The 17,139-nt window shown below is 68.0% G+C and carries 12 protein-coding genes and 2 pseudogenes; 6 read left to right on the forward strand and 8 right to left on the reverse strand.

The features are described from left to right. Window positions 1-30: 30 nt before the first annotated feature. Both prfB and ACK4S2_RS04990 read left to right on the forward strand, forming a co-directional pair. On the forward strand, window positions 31-1,155 hold the full coding sequence (gene prfB, locus ACK4S2_RS04985) for a peptide chain release factor 2 (protein ID WP_409620982.1): 1,125 nt from the start codon (window positions 31-33) through the stop codon (window positions 1,153-1,155). A gap of 77 nt (window positions 1,156-1,232) precedes the next feature. Then, a complete protein-coding gene (locus ACK4S2_RS04990; RefSeq protein WP_409620985.1) occupies window positions 1,233-2,012 on the forward strand; it encodes a DUF2189 domain-containing protein in 780 nt (259 codons plus the stop codon). Between the two features lie 62 nt (window positions 2,013-2,074). On the opposite strand, the gene ACK4S2_RS04995 is transcribed toward ACK4S2_RS04990, so the two are convergent. The 5 genes and pseudogenes from ACK4S2_RS04995 to ACK4S2_RS05015 all read right to left on the reverse strand — a co-directional run bounded on the left by ACK4S2_RS04995 (window position 2,075) and on the right by ACK4S2_RS05015 (window position 7,837). Continuing rightward, on the reverse strand, window positions 2,075-2,554 hold the full coding sequence (locus tag ACK4S2_RS04995) for a polymer-forming cytoskeletal protein (protein ID WP_409620988.1): 480 nt from the start codon (window positions 2,552-2,554) through the stop codon (window positions 2,075-2,077). Beyond that, the gene (locus ACK4S2_RS05000) at window positions 2,544-3,881 is read right to left on the reverse strand and encodes a DUF5930 domain-containing protein (protein WP_409620991.1); all 1,338 of its coding nucleotides are present in this window, start codon (window positions 3,879-3,881) and stop codon (window positions 2,544-2,546) included. The genes ACK4S2_RS04995 and ACK4S2_RS05000 overlap by 11 nt, the downstream gene beginning before the upstream one ends. 161 nt (window positions 3,882-4,042) lie before the next feature. Beyond that, window positions 4,043-4,840, reverse strand: coding sequence for a ferritin-like domain-containing protein (locus ACK4S2_RS05005; protein ID WP_409621015.1), 798 nt, complete (start codon window positions 4,838-4,840; stop codon window positions 4,043-4,045). A 165-nt stretch (window positions 4,841-5,005) separates the two neighbouring features. Next, a pseudogene (gene ppk2, locus ACK4S2_RS05010) lies at window positions 5,006-5,907 on the reverse strand (polyphosphate kinase 2). Window positions 5,908-6,079: 172 nt separating this feature from the next. After that, window positions 6,080-7,837: a helix-turn-helix transcriptional regulator gene (locus tag ACK4S2_RS05015; RefSeq protein ID WP_409620994.1), complete on the reverse strand. Its 1,758-nt coding sequence runs from the start codon at window positions 7,835-7,837 to the stop codon at window positions 6,080-6,082. A gap of 143 nt (window positions 7,838-7,980) precedes the next feature. Here ACK4S2_RS05015 and ACK4S2_RS05020 point away from each other — a divergent pair, with 143 nt between their 5' ends. Then, window positions 7,981-8,640, forward strand: coding sequence for a glutathione S-transferase family protein (locus tag ACK4S2_RS05020; RefSeq protein ID WP_409620997.1), 660 nt, complete (start codon window positions 7,981-7,983; stop codon window positions 8,638-8,640). Between the two features lie 90 nt (window positions 8,641-8,730). Next, window positions 8,731-10,683, forward strand: a complete 1,953-nt coding sequence (gene parE / locus ACK4S2_RS05025) for a DNA topoisomerase IV subunit B (protein ID WP_409621000.1) — start codon at window positions 8,731-8,733, stop codon at window positions 10,681-10,683. Window positions 10,684-11,012: 329 nt separating this feature from the next. Here the strand turns inward: parE and ACK4S2_RS05030 are convergent, their stop codons facing one another. Next, window positions 11,013-11,678, reverse strand: coding sequence for a hypothetical protein (locus ACK4S2_RS05030; RefSeq protein WP_409621003.1), 666 nt, complete (start codon window positions 11,676-11,678; stop codon window positions 11,013-11,015). A gap of 24 nt (window positions 11,679-11,702) precedes the next feature. After that, window positions 11,703-12,677 (reverse strand): helix-turn-helix transcriptional regulator, encoded by a 975-nt coding sequence (locus ACK4S2_RS05035; RefSeq protein WP_409621006.1) that lies wholly within the window; start codon window positions 12,675-12,677, stop codon window positions 11,703-11,705. 139 nt (window positions 12,678-12,816) lie between these two features. Between ACK4S2_RS05035 and ACK4S2_RS05040 the strand changes: the two genes are divergently transcribed. Further along, a complete protein-coding gene (locus ACK4S2_RS05040; protein ID WP_409621009.1) occupies window positions 12,817-13,095 on the forward strand; it encodes a hypothetical protein in 279 nt (92 codons plus the stop codon). Window positions 13,096-13,245: 150 nt separating this feature from the next. Then, window positions 13,246-16,515: a TM0106 family RecB-like putative nuclease gene (locus tag ACK4S2_RS05045; protein WP_409621012.1), complete on the forward strand. Its 3,270-nt coding sequence runs from the start codon at window positions 13,246-13,248 to the stop codon at window positions 16,513-16,515. A 179-nt stretch (window positions 16,516-16,694) separates the two neighbouring features. Here the strand turns inward: ACK4S2_RS05045 and ACK4S2_RS05050 are convergent. Then, window positions 16,695-17,139: pseudogene (locus tag ACK4S2_RS05050) on the reverse strand (transposase); the annotation flags it as partial.

Below are 17,139 nucleotides of genomic sequence, written 5' to 3' on the forward strand. Positions count from 1 at the left end.
CGAAACCCGAACAGGCATTGGAACTCCCCCGTGCGCGCCGAAACGCAGAACCACGTCGAAGCCATCCGCAAGTCGCTCAAGCTGCTGGGGCAGCGGATGGATTGGGAGACCGTTCCGCACCGGCTGGAGGAGTTCGACGCCCTGATCGAGGCGCCCGACCTGTGGAACGACCCCGCCAAGGCGCAAAAGCTGATGCGCGAACGCCAGGCGCTGATCGACGCGGTTGCGGTCTACAAGCGCATCGACAGCGGCCTGCGCGACAATGTCGAGCTGATCGAACTGGGCGAGGCCGAAGGCGATGCCGAGATCGTGGCCGAGGCCGAGGCCGCGCTGAAAGACCTGGTGTCCTATGCTGCCGAAAAGGAGCTGGAGGCGCTGCTCGACGGCGAGGCCGACGGCAACGACACCTTTCTGGAAATCAACGCCGGGGCAGGGGGCACCGAAAGCTGCGACTGGGCGGCGATGCTGGCGCGCATGTATGTGCGTTGGGCCGAACGCAAGGGCTACACGGTGGAACTGCAATCGGAAACGCCCGGCGACGAGGCCGGCATCCGTTCGGTCGCCTACAAGATTTCCGGCAAGAACGCCTATGGCTGGCTGAAATCGGAAAGCGGCGTGCATCGGCTGGTGCGCATTTCGCCTTACGACAGCGCGGCGCGGCGACACACGTCGTTTTCCTCGGTCTGGGTCTATCCGGTGGTCGACGACAACATCGAAATCGTCATCCCCGACAGCGATATCCGCATCGACACCTATCGCAGCTCGGGCGCGGGCGGGCAGCACGTGAACACCACCGACTCGGCGGTGCGCATCACGCACCTGCCTACAAACATCGTCGTGACCTCCAGCATGAAGTCGCAGCACCAGAACCGCGAGGCGGCGATGAACGCGCTGCGTGCGCGGCTGTATCAGCTGGAACTCGACCGTCGCAACGCCGCCGTCAACGCCCAGCACGCCGCCAAGGGCGAAGCCGGCTGGGGCAACCAGATCCGCAGCTACGTGCTGCAACCCTATCAGATGGTCAAGGATCTGCGCACCGGCGTGGAAACCAGCGATACCCAAGGGGTGCTGGACGGCGACCTCGATGCGTTCATGGCCGCCACGCTGGCGATGGATGTGGCCGGCAAGTCGCGCGCCGAAGCGCAAGCCGACTGAGGCGCTTGCGAAAAACAGTGGACGCCCCGCCCCGCCGCGCCTTAGCCTGAGCGCGTCACGAGGGAGGGGAGGACCGCATGACACCCGCCGTTTCCGCACAGCCCGCCGCCGCGGCCCCGGTGATCCGGGCGCTTGCACCGGCCGACCTGTCGGCCGCGCTGGCCGCCGGTTGGCGCGACCTGACGCGTGCCCCGCTGTTCGGTCTGTTCTTTGCCGGGGTCTATGTGCTGGGCGGCTGGATGCTGGTCTGGGCACTGACGGCTTCGGGGCAGGTGTGGTGGACCATCCCGATCACGCTGGGTTTTCCTTTGCTGGGGCCGTTCATCGCCACCGGGTTCTACGAGATTTCGCGCCGTCTGGCCCGCGACGAGCCGCTGGACTGGCCCGGCGTGCTGGGCGTGATCCTGCGGCAGAAGGACCGGCAGGTGCCTTCGATCGCCGCGGTGATCGTGGTGTTCTTCCTGTTCTGGAACTTTCTGGCCCACATGATCTTTGCGCTGTTCATGGGCCTGCAGGTGATGACCAACATTTCCAGCAGCTTCGAGGCATTTCTTACCCCCAACGGTCTGGCCATGATCGTTGTGGGCACGCTGGTGGGGGCGGTGTTCTCGGCGTTGCTGTTTTCGCTGACCGTGGTCGCCTTGCCGATGCTGCTGGACCGCGAGGTCGATTTCGTCACCGCCATGCTGACCTCGCTGGCCGTGGTGCGCCGCAATCCCGGGGTCATGCTGGGCTGGGGGATGCTGATTGCGGTGCTGCTGTTTGCCGGCATGGTGCCGGCTTTTCTGGGCCTTCTGGTGGTGCTGCCGCTGCTGGGCCATTCCAGCTGGCACCTTTACACCCGCGCCCTCGCCTGACACGAAAAAGGCGCCCGTCCGGGCGCCTTTTCGGGGTTCGCCGGGCCTTGGCCGCCCTGCGGTCAGCCCGCCGCCAGCCCCGGCTTGCCGGCAGCCAGCGGGTCATCCTGACGCTGCACCGAGCCTTCGAAATGCGCGCCCGATTCGATGGCGATGGTCTTGTGGATGATGTCGCCTTCGACCCGCGCGGTCGAGGTCAGCCGCACCTTCAGCCCGCGCACGCGCCCGATCACCCGGCCGTTGATGACGATGTCATCGGCCACGATCTCGCCGCGGATGGTGGCGCTTTCGCCCACGGTCAGCAGATGCGCGCGGATATCGCCTTCGACCACGCCTTCGACCTGGATATCGCCGGTGGTCTTGAGGTTGCCCACCACCGTCAGGTCGGACGACAGCACCGATGCCGCCGGCTTGCCGCGCGTCACCGGCGCGGCAAAATCGGACGCCGGCTTGCCGGCCGAGGGGGCCGCAGCCTCGGGCATCTTCTTTTCCGGCTCGCTGGCCTTGGGACCGGGTTCGTTGATCCTGGATTTAGAAAACATTGCTCGCAGCCTTGATGTAGGTCATCGGATTGACGGGTCTGTCGCCCACGCGCACCTCGTAGTGCAGATGGGTGCCGGTGGATCGTCCTGTATTGCCCATATCACCGATCCGGTCCCCGCGCGAGACGGTTTGTCCCTCCCTCACGCGGATTTCGGACATGTGAGCATACAGCGTCTCGATGCCGAAGGCGTGCTGCACGATCACCGTCTTGCCGTAACCGGCATGCCAGCCGGCTTTGGTCACCACCCCGTCGGCGGTGACATGAATGGGCGTGCCACGCGGCCCGGCAAAGTCGGTGCCCGAATGCATCCGCGTGCCGAACCCCTTGGGGTCGCGGCGGTAGCCGAACCCCGAGGTGAACCGGAACCCCCCGCGCACCGGCATGGCAAACGGCAACCGCTGCGCTGCCAGACGATACAGCGCCATGTTGTCCAGCCCGCCAAGGATCGCGTCGGCGCGCAGCTCGTGCTCGTCCATCATGCCCTTGGTGGAAATCCGCATTGCGCCCAGCGGCCCGCCCGAACCCGAATACCCCCGGCGCACCTGGCGCAAGACTTCCTCGGGCTTCAGGCCGGCGGCGCGGAACATCCGGTCCAGCGGTTCCATCGAGACGGCGACGGCCTCTTCCAGCTTGCGGAAGATTTCGTCGTTGCGCCGTTCCAGCTTGCGCTTGGCCTCGGCGATTGCGCGGGCCTCGGCTCGCGCAGCTTCGGCGGTTTGCGCGGCCATGTCGCGCTCGGCCGCCGTGGCGCCCAGCGTCGCGGCCAGCAGATCGAGCGTCGCGGCATCGTCGCGCGCGCGCGCCGCCTCGGGGCTGCCGGCGCCGCCTTGCGCCTGCAACGCGGCCTTCAGTGTCTCGACTTCGGCGCGCGCCTCGTCGCGTTCGCGCAAGGTGCGCCGCAAGGTCAGCTGCACCACGTCCAGCCCGGTTTCCACTTCCTTGCGCCGGTCTTCCGAGGCCAGAAGCAACCCCTGCATCTCCGAAACCTTGGCCAGCGCCTGGTTGAACCGTTCCTGCGCCCGCACGGCCTCTTGCGCGCGCTCGTCGCGCTCGCGCGACAGCGCATCCAGCCGCCGCTCGAACTCTGCCACCGACCGCTGCGCCTGCTCGCGCGCGTTGCCCGCGCTCAGATGGTCGATCATCAGGATCGCAGTCGCAAGGATGGTCCAGGCGATCAGCGCCCCACCCACGGTGGCCGCCACCGCCTGCGTCAGCGGGCGCAACCGGATGAACCGCGTTTCGGCATCGGATTTCAGAAACACCCGCTGTTCGGGAAAACGGCGTTCCAGCGCATGATTGATCCGCTGCACGATTCGTTGCGGCATTGGCATCCTGTCCCACTTGCGGCGGACCGATCCGGTCCCGCACCGCGCTTTGCGGGCCTGCTGGCAGCGCGGCCCGTTCCCCGGCCAAAGCAGTAGCCGGGTCCGGCGCGCCGATGCAACCGCTTTGCGGGCGGGGTGGCAAGCCTCCGCCTAATGCGTGTTCAACCGGCGGGGCTGTCGGCCAGCGGCCAGTAGAAATCGGGCGGCAAACCGGCCTCGGCGCGCTTTTCCTCGTTGAAGGGGGGCTTCAGCGAGCTGTGGAAATGGCGCTGCACCAGGCCGTGAAAGGTGTCCTTCGGGTCCAGCTCGTGCCGCCCGCACAGGAAGTGGAACCACTTCGACCCATAGGCAACATGCCCGACCTCCTCGGCATAGATCGTCTCCAGCGCGGCCACCGCCGCAGCGTCGCCCGCCTTGCGGAACACGTCGATCATCTGCGGCGTCACGTCCAGGCCGCGCGCCTCCAGCACCATCGGCACCACCGCCAGCCGCGCCATCAGGTCGCCCGCGGTATCCTCGGCCGCGCGCCACATGCCGGCATGGGCGGGCAAGGCGCCATAATGGCTGCCCATCGCTTCCAGGCAGTCGCACATCAGGTTGAAGTGCTTGGCCTCCTCGTCTGCGGCCTTCACCCAGTCGTCGCAGAACCCCGGCGGCATCGGCACATGCCCGAACCGCGCGAGGAGATCCCAGTGCAGGTCCACGGCGTTCAGCTCGATATGCGCCACCGCATGCAGCAAGGCGATGCGCCCGGCCTGCGTGCCCGGCCGCCGCCGCGGCACGTCGCGCGGGGCCAGCAATTCGGGCCGGGCCGGACGGGCAGGGCGGTCGGGCGGGTTGGCCTGCCCGCGCGGCAAGGGCGCCTGGGCGGCGCGCGCCGCAAACCACGTCGCGGCATGGGCGCGCGCCAGCGCCGTCTTTGCGCGCCCATCCGCGCAGGTCAGCACCTCGACCGCCATTTCCGCCAGTGTCTGCACCTGTCTTGCCTCCGCCCGTTTCCGCCCGACATCTCTCTGCCGAACCGCCGTCCGGCGCAAGACCGCCCTCCAGCTTTCACCTTGTGAAAATATCCTCGGGGGGCTCGGGGGGCAGACAGCCCCCCGCGGCGGGGCCGGGCGCGGCGCTCAGGCCGGCTTGACCACGGGTGCGGGTATCTGCCCCGCCCCCCCCAGCACGGTGGCCGCGCGCCCCACGATCAGCGGATCAGGGCTGCCGATCACCGCGGCATCCTTGTCGGGGTAGTCGATCGTCGACAGGAAATGCCGCATCGCGTTCAGCCGGGCGCGCTTCTTGTCGTTCGACTTGACGATCACCCAGGGCGCATCGGCGGTGTGGTGTAAAAGAACATCGCCTCCTTGGCCTCGGTATGGTCCTGCCACTTGTCGAGGCTCGCCTTGTCGATCGGGCTCAGCTTCCAGCGCTTGAGCGGGTCGGTCTCGCGCTCCTTGAACCGCCCGGCCTGTTCGGCCTGCGTGACCGAAAACCAGTACTTGTAGAGCCTGATGCCGCTGCGCACCAGCATGCGTTCCAGCTCGGGCGCCTGGCGCATGAACTCCAGGTATTCTGCCGGCGTGCAGAACCCCATCACCCGCTCGACCCCGGCGCGGTTGTACCAGCTGCGGTCGAAGAAAACGATTTCCCCTGCCGTCGGCAGATGCTGGATGTAGCGCTGGAAATACCATTCGCCGCGTTCCTTGTCCGACGGCTTGGTCAGCGCCACCACCCGGGCATAGCGGGGGTTCAGATGCTCCATGAACCGCTTGATCGTGCCGCCCTTGCCGGCGGCATCGCGCCCTTCCATCAGGATCACGAACTTCTGGCCGGTGTCCTGCGCCCAGATCTGCACCTTGAGCAATTCGGCCTGAAGCCGCGCCTTTTCCTGTTCGTAGACCTTTCGCCCCAGCGGGTGCGGATAGGGGTAGCGGCCCGATTGGAAACTGGCGCGGATCGCTTCGGGCGCGGCCAGCGGGGGCAGCACCTTGATCCCGGTCAATCGCCGCCACCCGGCGCCTGTGGCGTTGCTCATGCGCCACAGTCGCGGTCGCAGACAAAAGCGGCGGCACCCAAGGGGTGCCGCCGCCTGTGTCGGGGACTGGCTTCGTTCAAAAAGCTTCCATCAATGGCGCCACCTTAGCGTCGATTCCGGCCGGCGCGCATACCCTGAACAGGGTATGCCGCGCTGTTTTTCCGCCTCCGCCTCAGTCGCCCGGCGCGGTGCGCACGGCCAGTTCCTCGATGGCGTCCAGCACCTCGGGCCAGCGTGCAAAGGCCAGAAGCTGCCCGGTAAAGGCCAGGAAGCGCACGTCCAGATGCGGATAATCCTCCATCAGTTCGCGGATCGTCTGCACCGGGGTCTGCGGGTCCTGGTCGGCCTGCAACAGCCGGACTGGCACACGCGCGGCATGCACCACCGCCGACCAGTCGCGTTCCGACCCCAGCGCCTCGCGGGTAAAGGCCTCGGGCCCGTTGCCGCCGGGCACCAGCAGCGTCATGCCGGCCCCGGCCAGAACCGCCGCCCGGATTTCGGGGTCGTCGAAGGCGGCCATGTCGGCCGCGGACCCGCTGTTGACCTTGCGAAAGAATGCCTCGGGCCCCAGGCTGCGCACCAGCGAGAACCCGGCCTTGACGATGAAGGGCAGAACCTTGGGCGCATAGCGCGCGTTGGCCAGCACGAAGCGTTGCCACTTGTCCATGCGTTCGTACTGTGCGGGGGTGCGCAAGGGCAGCTGGGCGGCACAGCCCAGAACCGCGCGGATCAGGTCGGGGCGCAGCTGCGACAGTTTCAGCGCAAAGCGCAGGTCGGCGCCTTGTGTCATCGCCACGGCCTGCGTCAGGCCCAGATGATCCATCACCGCCGCGTAGTCCGCCACCACCCCGGCCAGATGATCCACCCCGCCCGGCAGCCCGGTCGTGCCGCCATACCAGGCGCGGAACGGCACCACCACGCGCAGGCCCCGCGCACGGGCGGCCTGTTCGGCCCGGGCCGGCCAGCGGACCAGCCCGTAATCCAGATGCATGTAGAGCACCGGCAGACCGGCCGGGTCGCCGAACTCGATCCACTCCAGCCGCCGCCCGGCCGTCACCCGCATCGACTGCACCGGCAGCGGCGCGAGCCCCGCCACGGGTGCGGTTTCGTGCGTTCGCGCCCCCGGCACCAGCGCCACATCCATCAGCCCCAGAACCACCCGCATCAGCTCCGGCTGGCTGTGGGTTTCGGTCTTGGCCAGGATCGAGCGAACCTGCGTGCGCACCGTTTCCACCGACCGGCCGCGGGCCTCGGCGATGTCCTTCAACGAGTGCCCCAGGGTCAGGCCGCGCACGATGCCGGCTTCGGTGGCGGTCAGCCCGAAGGCTTCCTGCAAGGTTTCGTCGAAACCTTCGGGCCAGACCAGTTCGCTGAACATCACCAGCGCCAGCGGCTGCGTGCGGTCGCTGTGCACCGGGCCGATCCGCACGATGACCACCGCGCCGCTGGCCCGGCTGCGCATCCGCAGCGTCAGCACCTTTTCCGCGCGCCCGCCCGCCACCTTGCGGATCGCGGCGCGCAACGTGTCGATATCTTCGGGTTCGAAGGGCAAGGCCGCGATCGGCCCGCCTTCGACGATGCCCAGCGCGGTTTGGGCCGGGCGATTGCAGGCCATGACCAGCGCCCCGCCATCGGCGAGCAGGGCCGCGACCCGCGGCAGGTCGTCCAGCACCGAGCGGTAGCCGCCATCCGCGCCGGCCGGGCGGAAGCGGTCCAGAAAGACGCCGGCGCGTTCCAGATGCGGCACCACCTGGGGGCCGTCGGGGGCAACACCCGAGCCGCGCAAGGGGGCGGCCCGACCTTCCCAGGCATCCAGCAGGTCTTCCAGCCGCACCGGGTCCAGCGCGACATCGTAGATGCGGTCGACGATCTCGGCCTTGTGCTCGCGCCCGGGGTCGGCGGCGGGTGGCAAGGGGTCGGATGCGCTCATGTCACCAGCCGGAAAATCGCTCGATTCGGGGCCCTGAATCCTTTCCGAGATTGCGCTTTTTTCCGCACCTGCGGCAACCCGCCTTTCGGCCGGCGTTGCGCCGGGCTAGGGTCGGCCCCGGGCACGCAACAGGGAGCCACGCGATGCTGACGATCTACGGGTGTTTCCGGTCCCGCGCCACGCGGCCGATCTGGCTGCTTTACGAAACCGGCACCGGGTTCGACCACGTTCCGGTGATCCAGTCCTACCGGCTGGCCGACCCGGGCGCGGCCGATGCGCCGCTGCACACGGCGTCTGCGGCCTTTCTTGCGGTCAATCCGCAAGGCCAGATCCCGGCGATGCGCGACGGCGACCTTGTGCTGACCGAGTCGCTTGGCATCACGCTCTATCTGGCGCGCAAGTTCGGCGGCGACCTTGGCCCGCGCGATCTGGCCGAGGAGGCGCTGGCCACGCAATGGGCGCTGGTGGGGGCCACCGCGGTGGAAACCCCGGCGCTCGAGATCCTCCAGGTCCACGGCAAGGGTCTGGCCGGCACCGAGGAAGGCGCGCGCAGCATCGCCGCCGCGCAAGCCACGCTGCGCCGCCCCTTTGCCCGCATCGAAAGCCACCTGGCCGGCAACGGCTGGATGATGGGCGGCCGCTTTACCGTGGCCGATATCGTGCTGGCCGAATGCGTGCGCTACGCCACCGCCGAGCCGGGCACGCTCGACCCTTACCTCGCGCTGAAGGACTGGCTGGCGCGCTGCCACGCCCGCCCGGCCTTTCAGCGACTCTGGGCCGCGCGCAACGCCGAACCGATGTGATCCGGCCTGCGGCGGGGCAGGCCGCTTGCGCGTCGGCCCCCCCGATGGTCATATGCCCCCCCGTTCCTGCCTGCCCCGAATCGAGGTTCCATGTCCGATCTGCTGCCCACCGGCCCCGAAAGCTACGATGCCTCCTCGATCGAGGTGCTCGAAGGGCTGGAGGCCGTGCGCAAGCGCCCCGGCATGTATATCGGCGGCACCGACGAACGCGCGTTGCACCACATGGTGGCCGAAATCCTCGACAACGCGATGGACGAGGCCGTGGCCGGCCATGCCACGCGGATCGAGGTGGAGTTGCACGCCGACGGCGCCGTCACGGTGCGCGACAACGGCCGCGGCATTCCGGTGGACCCGCACCCGAAGTTTCCCGGCAAGTCGGCGCTGGAAGTGATCTTCTGCACGCTGCACGCGGGGGGCAAGTTTTCCAACAAGGCCTATTCGACCAGCGGCGGGCTGAACGGGGTCGGCTCGTCGGTGGTCAACGCGCTGAGCGACCATCTGCGGGTCGAGGTGGCGCGCAACCGCGAGCTTTACGTCCAGGAATTCAGCCGGGGCAAGCCGCAAGGCGGCATCGCCAAGGTCGGCCCCGCCCCGAACCGGCGCGGCACCTCGGTGACCTTCCACGCCGATGCCGAAATCTTCGGCAGCCAGCGCCTGAAGCCCGCCCGGCTCTACAAGATGGCGCGGTCCAAGGCCTACCTGTTTTCCGGCGTCGAAATCCGCTGGAAATCGGCCATCGCCGATGGCGAAACCCCGACCGAGGCGACATTCCATTTTCCCGGCGGCCTTGCGCAATATCTGGGCGAGACGCTGGACAAGGTGATGACCTATGCCGACCGCCCCTTTGCCGGCAAGGTCGGGTTCGAGGAAAAATACGGCGTCCCGGGCAGCGTGGAATGGGCCATCAACTGGACCCCGCTGCGCGACGGGTTCATCCATTCCTACACCAACACCGTGCCCACCCCCGAAGGCGGCACCCACGAGGCAGGGTTCTGGGCCGCCATCACCAAGGGCATCCGCGCCTATGGCGAGCTGTCGAAGAACCGCAAGGCCGAGCTGGTGACGCGCGAGGACATCATGTCGGGGGGCTGCGCGCTGTTGTCGATCTTCATCCGCGAACCCAGTTTCGTCGGCCAGACCAAGGACCGGCTTTCGACCGACGAAGCGGCAAAGTGGGTCGAGGGGGCGGTGCGCGACCATTTCGACAACTGGCTTGCCTCCGACCCGAAGTCGGCCGGCGCGATCATGGACTTTCTCGTGCTGCGCGCCGAGGAACGCCTGCGCCGCCGCGCCGAAAAGGAAACCGCCCGCAAGACCGCCACCAAGAAGCTGCGCCTGCCCGGCAAGCTGGTGGATTGTTCGGCCACCAACCGCGACGGCACCGAACTGTTCATCGTCGAAGGCGACAGTGCCGGCGGCAGCGCCAAGATGGCGCGCGACCGGCACAACCAGGCGCTGTTGCCCTTGCGCGGCAAGATCCTGAACGTGCTGGGGGCCGCCGGCGGCAAGATGGGCGCCAACCAGGAAATCAGCGATCTCTGCCAGGCGCTTGGCGTGCAGATGGGCTCGAAGTTCAACATCGAGGATCTGCGCTACGACAAGATCATCATCATGACCGATGCCGACGTGGACGGTGCGCATATCGCCAGCCTGCTGATGACCTTTTTCTTTACCCAGATGCGCCCGCTGATCGACAAGGGGCACCTTTACCTCGCTTGCCCGCCGCTGTTTCGCCTGACGCAAGGGGCCCGCCGGGTCTATTGCATCGACGAGGCCGAAAAGGACGAATGGCTGAAACGGGGCCTTGGCGGCAAGGGCAAGATCGACGTCTCGCGCTTCAAGGGCCTGGGCGAGATGGACGCGAAAGACCTCAAGGACACCACCATGAACCCCGCCACGCGCAAGCTGATCCGCGTGGCGATCGACGACGAGATCCCGGGCGAAACCGGCGACCTGGTGGAACGGCTGATGGGCAAGAAGCCGGAGCTGCGGTTTCAATACATCCAGGAAAACGCGCGCTTCGTCGAGGACGTGGACGTGTGATCGCTTTCGGGCCAGGGGTGCGCCCGTCTCGTGCCCGGTGCCACGCTGAAACCGGCGCGGCCCGCGCCCGCCTTCGGGCGATTGTGCGGCGGCAGGCCACCCCTTCCTGCCGCCCGCATCGTGGGGCGAGGCGCTGGCATGACGCCGACCCAAGCCTTTTCGCAAGGGGCACGGCGGCTGCCGTTCGGCGGTTCAGGCCCGCTTGGCGCCTGTCGCGCGCGGTGCCTCGGGCCTTCCGGCCGCGCGTGACCACGCCGAGGGCTCCGCCCGCCCCGCGACGCCTGCGGCCAACCCGAACGGACCGGGCCGCCGGCGCCGCGGCCTGATCGCTACGCCACGACCGGATAGAACGGGCGGCCCCAGTCTGCTTCGGGGTTCTCCATCATCAGATCGACGAACACCGGAACCAGAAACGCCAGGATTGCCGCCCCGTCGCGCACCTGCGCCCGGTTGACGCTGCTGTTCCAGGTGGCCCCGCCATGGACCAGCTGGTTGCGCAAGACATAAAGCCGGTCGAAGACGAAGCTCAGCACCCGGGCGCTGTCGCCGGCCTGGAACGCCTGCGCGAAGGACCGGGCCGAGGCCCGGAACCGATCCTCCCAATCCCCATAGCCTTCGATCCCGTTGTGGTGCTGCCAGAACGGGTTGAAGACATAGCGGTTTTCCAGCAGCAGCCGCACCGGCCCCGAAAACCGCTGCCAGACCGCGTTATAGATGCGGTGCTGGTGGTCGAGCGCAGTCAGCCGCCCGAAGAAATCCAGAAAGGCCGCACGTTCGCCCTGCGGGATCGGCTGGAACTCGCGTTCATCGGCATAAGCGGCGTTGAAGGCGATCCAGAGAAAGATGAACCGGGCGTCGTCATCGCCGTTGCAGGCCTCGGCCCGGCCGATCCAGCTGATGGCGCGGTGCACGCGCAGGCCCATCGTCTCGGGGAAGCCCGCCCGGATGGCGCGCTGTTTTTGCTTGAGGGCGGCGAAGGTCAGGGTCTCGGGCATGAAAGGCATCCTTTTGAAATCGCGTCACGGCAGGGCGGCAAAATCGCCGCGGCGATGGCCTGCGACCATGTCGCGCAGCGCCTGCGGGGCCAGCACCTCGACCCGGTCGCCCCATTGGTACAGGTGCCAGGCCATTTCCAGCCAGCCCGCCGCGTGAAACCGCACGATCAGGCTGCCGTCGTCCTGCGGTTCCAGCACTTGCCGGGGGTGAAAGCGAAAGCCCGCGGCGCGCTCGGCGGCGTCGGGGGCAAAGCGCCAGACCACCTCGCCGTATTGCGCCGGATCCTGCCAGACGCCAAAGGCCTGCGCGGCGTAATCGGCGATGTTGAACCCGTCCTGCAGGACAAAGCTTTCGTTCAGCGTCTCGGCCTCGTGGATCAGGTCGATGCGGAAGTTGCGCACCTCGTCCGCCTTGGCCGGGTCGCGGGCGGCAAGATAGGTCCGGTGGCCCAGAAGCACCCCGTGCGGTTCCAGGATGCGGGGGCCGGCATCCTGATTGTAGCGCACCCGCAGCCGGAAGGGGCCGCGCAGCGATTCGATGATGGCGTCGAGGATGTCCGGCTGCAGGCGGACCTTGGGCCCCGGCCGGGTGACCTGGCCCATCGCCATCAGCACGGCTTCGGCATCCGCTTCGACCCGAGCGCGGGCGGGAACCCGCGCCAGCAGGCCGTCGCGCATATCGTTCAAGGCGCGCGCATGGCGCACCCGACCCTCGGCCTCGGCCGTCCGGGCCGCGATCTCCAGCGCCTCGACCGCGGTTTCGTGGCGCAGCTGCAATTGCGCCAAGCCGGGGTCGACCAGCCGCCAGCGTCGCTTGCGGTCCTCTCCATCCGCCGCTTCGACATTGCCGAAGGTCTCCTCCAGCGCATCGGTCATGCGTTGCGCGGTGCGGTGCGAGACGCCGAATTCTTCGCAGATATCCTCCAGGCTGACGCCCCCGCGCCGGGCGGCGGCCATCTTGGCAAGGCGGATGAGATCCTGGGCTTTGGAAAAGGACATGAACCCTCGCAAGCCTGTCAGGGATTGTCACCCCGGCAGGCTAGAAAGGTTGTTGCGTCCTGTCGAGCCGATTCCCGAGTGATTTGCATGACGTTCTCCTTGGCTCGGCAGGCGCACCAGAACATCGAGAGGAAGAACAATGACCGGACGTGTCATCAGGATCGAACGGGTTTCGTCGCGGGGCGGGGTGGTCGAAGAACCCGTGGTCACCGCAAAGGGCTATCGGTTGGCCGACCCGGCGCACGGCAAGCACAAGCACCACGCCGAAAACGCCACGCATGTTCGGACGCTGCACGAGGCGGCCGCCCTGATCGGCAAGGGCTTTTCGATCTGGATGGGGGCCCGGGGCAAGCGCGCCTCGCTGATCGCGCCGAAAAGCCTGCGGATCGTGCATGCGGGCGACGCACAGGCCGGCTGACGCGGGTGCCCCCTTGCGGCTCGGGCGCGCCGCGGTGTTCCTGCGCCCGGGCCGGTCGGAATTGACGCCCCGGACGGATATTGAAAAAGCTGCAACCCGACGAGACGATTCCGCTGCGGGTTGCGCGCCTTTCAGATTTCAGGACGACCCATGAGGAACTTCGGCGGCAGCATCCTTTTCTCGGCAACCGACCTGATGCGGTTCATGGGCTGTGCCCATGCCACCACGCTCGACCTGATGCGCCTGCGCGGCGAGGGGCCGGAACCGGGCGAAGATACCGAGGACGCGGCCCTGTTGCAGAAACAGGGCGACGCGCACGAGGCGGCGCATCTGGAGAAGCTGAAGTCCGCCGGCAAAACCGTGCTGGAGTTCCCCCGTGGCGATCTGGTCGCCGACGCGCAAGCGACCCGAGAGGCGCTTGCGCAGGGTGTCGAGGTGGTGTTTCAGGGGGCCTTCCTGTCGGGCAACTGGGGCGGCTGGTCGGATTTCCTGCTGCGGGTCGATAAGCCTTCTGCCCTTGGCCCGTTCAGCTATGAAGTGGCCGACACCAAGCTGAAACGCCGGCCGCATCCCAAGCATGTGCTGCAACTCGTGCTCTATTCCGATTTGCTGACCGAGGTGCAGGGCGTGGCCCCGGAATGCGCCCATGTCGAACTGGGCACCGGCGAACGCGCGACCCTGCGACTTGCCGACTATGCCCATTACGCCCGGGCGGCGCGGGGGCGGCTGGAGGCCTTCGTGGCGGAGCCGACGCCGACTAGGCCAATCCCCTGCGCCGACTGCGGGCTTTGTCGCTGGGCCGATCACTGCGAAAGCGTCTGGGCCACCGAGGACAGCCTGTTCAACGTGGCCAACATCAGCCGCGGGCAGGTCAAGAAGCTGGAGGCCGCGGGCATCACCACGATGGCGGCGCTTGCCGCGCTCGACCGCCCGGTGCGGGGCATGGCCGAGGGCACCCGCGCGCGGCTGGTGACGCAGGCCCGGTTGCAGCACGCGCGCAAGACCGGAACCCCGGCCTTCGAGTTGCGCGCACCCGAACCCGGCAAGGGCTTCGACCTGCTGCCGGAACCGCAGCCGGGCGACCTGTTCTATGACATCGAGGGCGATCCGCATTACGAAGGCGGGCTGGAGTATCTGCATGGCGTCTGGGGCCATGGGCAGTTCCGCGCCTTCTGGGCGCATGACCACGCGGCCGAGGCGAGGGCGCTGGAGGCGCTTCTTTCCTTCTTCCGCGCGCGGCTGGAGGCATTCCCCAAGGCCCGCATCTATCATTACGCGGCCTACGAGATCACCGCGCTGCGCCGCCTGACCACGAAATACGGGATCGGCGAGGCCTTTCTGGACCGCCTCATGCGCGAACGGCGGTTCGTCGATCTGTTCGCCGTGGTGCGCGGCGGGCTGATCGGGTCGGAAGGCAACTATTCCATCAAGTCGATGGAGGCCTTTTATGGCCGCCACCGCGAGGGCGAGGTCAAGACGGCGGGCGGGTCGGTCGTGGCCTATGAACGCTGGCGCGAGACGGGCGAACGGCAGATCCTTGACGAGATCGAGGATTACAATCGGATCGACTGCATCTCGACCGAGGAGCTGCGCAACTGGCTGGTTGGCATCCGCCCCGCGGCGCCGTGGCCGGCGCTGTCCCCCGATGCCGGGCCGCAGGAGGCCGACGAAGATGCCGAGACGCAGGCCCTGCGCGCCACCCTTGCGGCATCGGGCCTGCCCGAGGAGCGGCAAGCGATGCTGTTCGACCTCGGGCTTTTCCACCAGCGCGAGGCCAAGCCCGCGAAATGGGCGGTATTCGATTCCGTCTCGAAGGACGAGGACGACCTGATCGAGGATCTGGACGCGCTCGGCGGGCTGGAGGCCATCGGCCCCGTCGTGCCGGTCAAGCGGTCCTACGCCCGCAGCTATCGCTTTCCCCGCCAGGAAACCCGGCTGCGCGAGGGGAAAAAGGCAACCGTTCCCGTGCCGGACGGCGCGCCCGTCTCGGTCGGGATCGAGGAGATGGACCGGCGCGCAGGGAAGATCATGGTGAAGGCGGGGCCGGGCAAGGAACATCTGCTGGCCGAGCGGTTGACCCTGCATCCCGACTGGCCGCTGAAAACCGATGTGATCGCCGCCGCCTTGCGCGACGTGATTGCCGACCAATGCGGGCCGCGCCGCTATCGGGCAGCGGACGATCTGCTGTCGCGCGCAGCCCCCCGTCTGAAAACCGGCCCGCTGAAGCCTGTTGCCGACCCCGTTTCCGGCACGATCGCGGCTGTGGGTGCGATGGACGAAACCGTGCTGCCCATCCAGGGGCCGCCCGGCACCGGCAAGACCCATGTCACCGCCCGGGCGATCCTGTCGCTCTTGCGCAAGGGCGCGCGGGTGGGCGTCACCTCGAACAGCCACGAGGCGATCCGCAACGTGCTGATGGGCTGTCTGAGTGCGGTCGAGGACGAGGATCTGCCGATCACGCTGGATCTGGTTCACAAGACCGGCGGCGACGATGACGGCTACCCCGAAGGTTGCCCGGTGCGCCGCACCACCAGCAATGACGAGGCGGCCGAGGCGCGGCAGGTCGTCGGCGCCACCGCCTGGTTCTTTTGCCGCGACGAGAACGTGCAGGCCTTCGACTGGCTTTTCGTGGACGAAGCCGGGCAGGTCGGGCTGGCCAACATGGTGGCCATGAGCCGCGCTGCCCGCAACATCGTGCTGGTGGGCGACCCGCGCCAGTTGCCGCAGGTGATCCAGGGCGCGCACCCCGAGCCTGCGAACCTGTCATGCCTCGACTGGATGCTGGGCGACGATGCGACCCTGCCGCCCGAGCGCGGCATCTTCCTGCCCGTCTCGCGCCGGATGCATCCTGCGGTCTGCCGCTTCGTCTCGGATCAGGTCTACGAGGGGCGGCTGACCAGCCACCCCGACACCGCGCACCAGGCCGTGCGCGGCACCCGTTTCCCCGAGGCCGGGGCCTTCTGGGTGCCGGTCCCGCACGAAGGCAACGCCCAGATCGCGGCCGAGGAGGTTGCCGCGATCAGGCTGGCCATCGCCGCGTTGCAGAAGGGCAGCTGGACCGACAAGCACGGCACCACCCGCCCGATGCAGGCCAGCGACATCATCGTTGTCGCCCCCTACAACGCGCAGGTCAACGCGCTGCGCGAGGCGCTGCCCGACGCCATCCGCGTCGGCACGGTGGACAAGTTCCAGGGCCAGGAAGCGCCGGTCTGCCTTGTCTCCATGACGGCCTCCTCCGCCGACGAAACCCCACGCGGGATGGAGTTCCTGTTCTCGCTCAACCGCATCAACGTGGCGGTGTCGCGCGCCAAGGGCCTCGCCCTGGTCTTCGGCGCGCCGCGCCTGCGCGAGGCGAAATGCGAAACCATCGCGCAGATGCGGCTGGTCAACACGCTCTGCGGCTTGGCGACGCTGTCCTGATCCGGCTTTCGCGCCTGCGCCGGCCTGCGCTTTCGGGGCAGGGCAGGGTTGGGCCGGCGGGGGCGGGGGCTCGGTGCAAGGCCTTGACGCGTAAACGCGCGATACCCTGCGATGCGATGCCGATACCGCCAATTCCTCGGGCGTCTCGCGCTTTCGCCTGCGCCGCGGTGGGCGACGGCATCGGTAAACCTGACGCCTTCGATGACGCTGGGCAACCGGTTCGTGCCGTTCAGCTGGCGCGATGTCGTCGAAGCCGCCCTGACGAGGGTGAAGACCAGGAGCTTGGCGGTCTTCTGCGACAGCGCGCGCCTGGTGCGCACGGTCCGATGGCGGACGGTGGCGAACAGGCTCTCGATAGGGTTCGAGGTGCGCGGTTGGTCCGGGTGCTCGGCCGGGAAGTCGTGGAAGGCCAGCAAGGCCTCGGTGTCCCTGGTCAGGCAGGCTGCGCCGCGGGCATGCCTGGCGGCGTATTCCTGCCAGAAGCTCTCGATGGCCGCCAGCGCCGCTTGCGCTGGTGGCAGCGTGCGGGATCTCGCGCAGGCCGGCGGCGACGGCGGGCTGCATCGACTTGGGGAAGTGGTTGAGGACGTTCGACATCTTGTGGAACCAACAGCGCTGGTGGCG

It is taken from the genome of Gemmobacter sp. (genome assembly GCF_046292685.1).
Classification (GTDB): Bacteria; Pseudomonadota; Alphaproteobacteria; order Rhodobacterales; family Rhodobacteraceae; genus Wagnerdoeblera.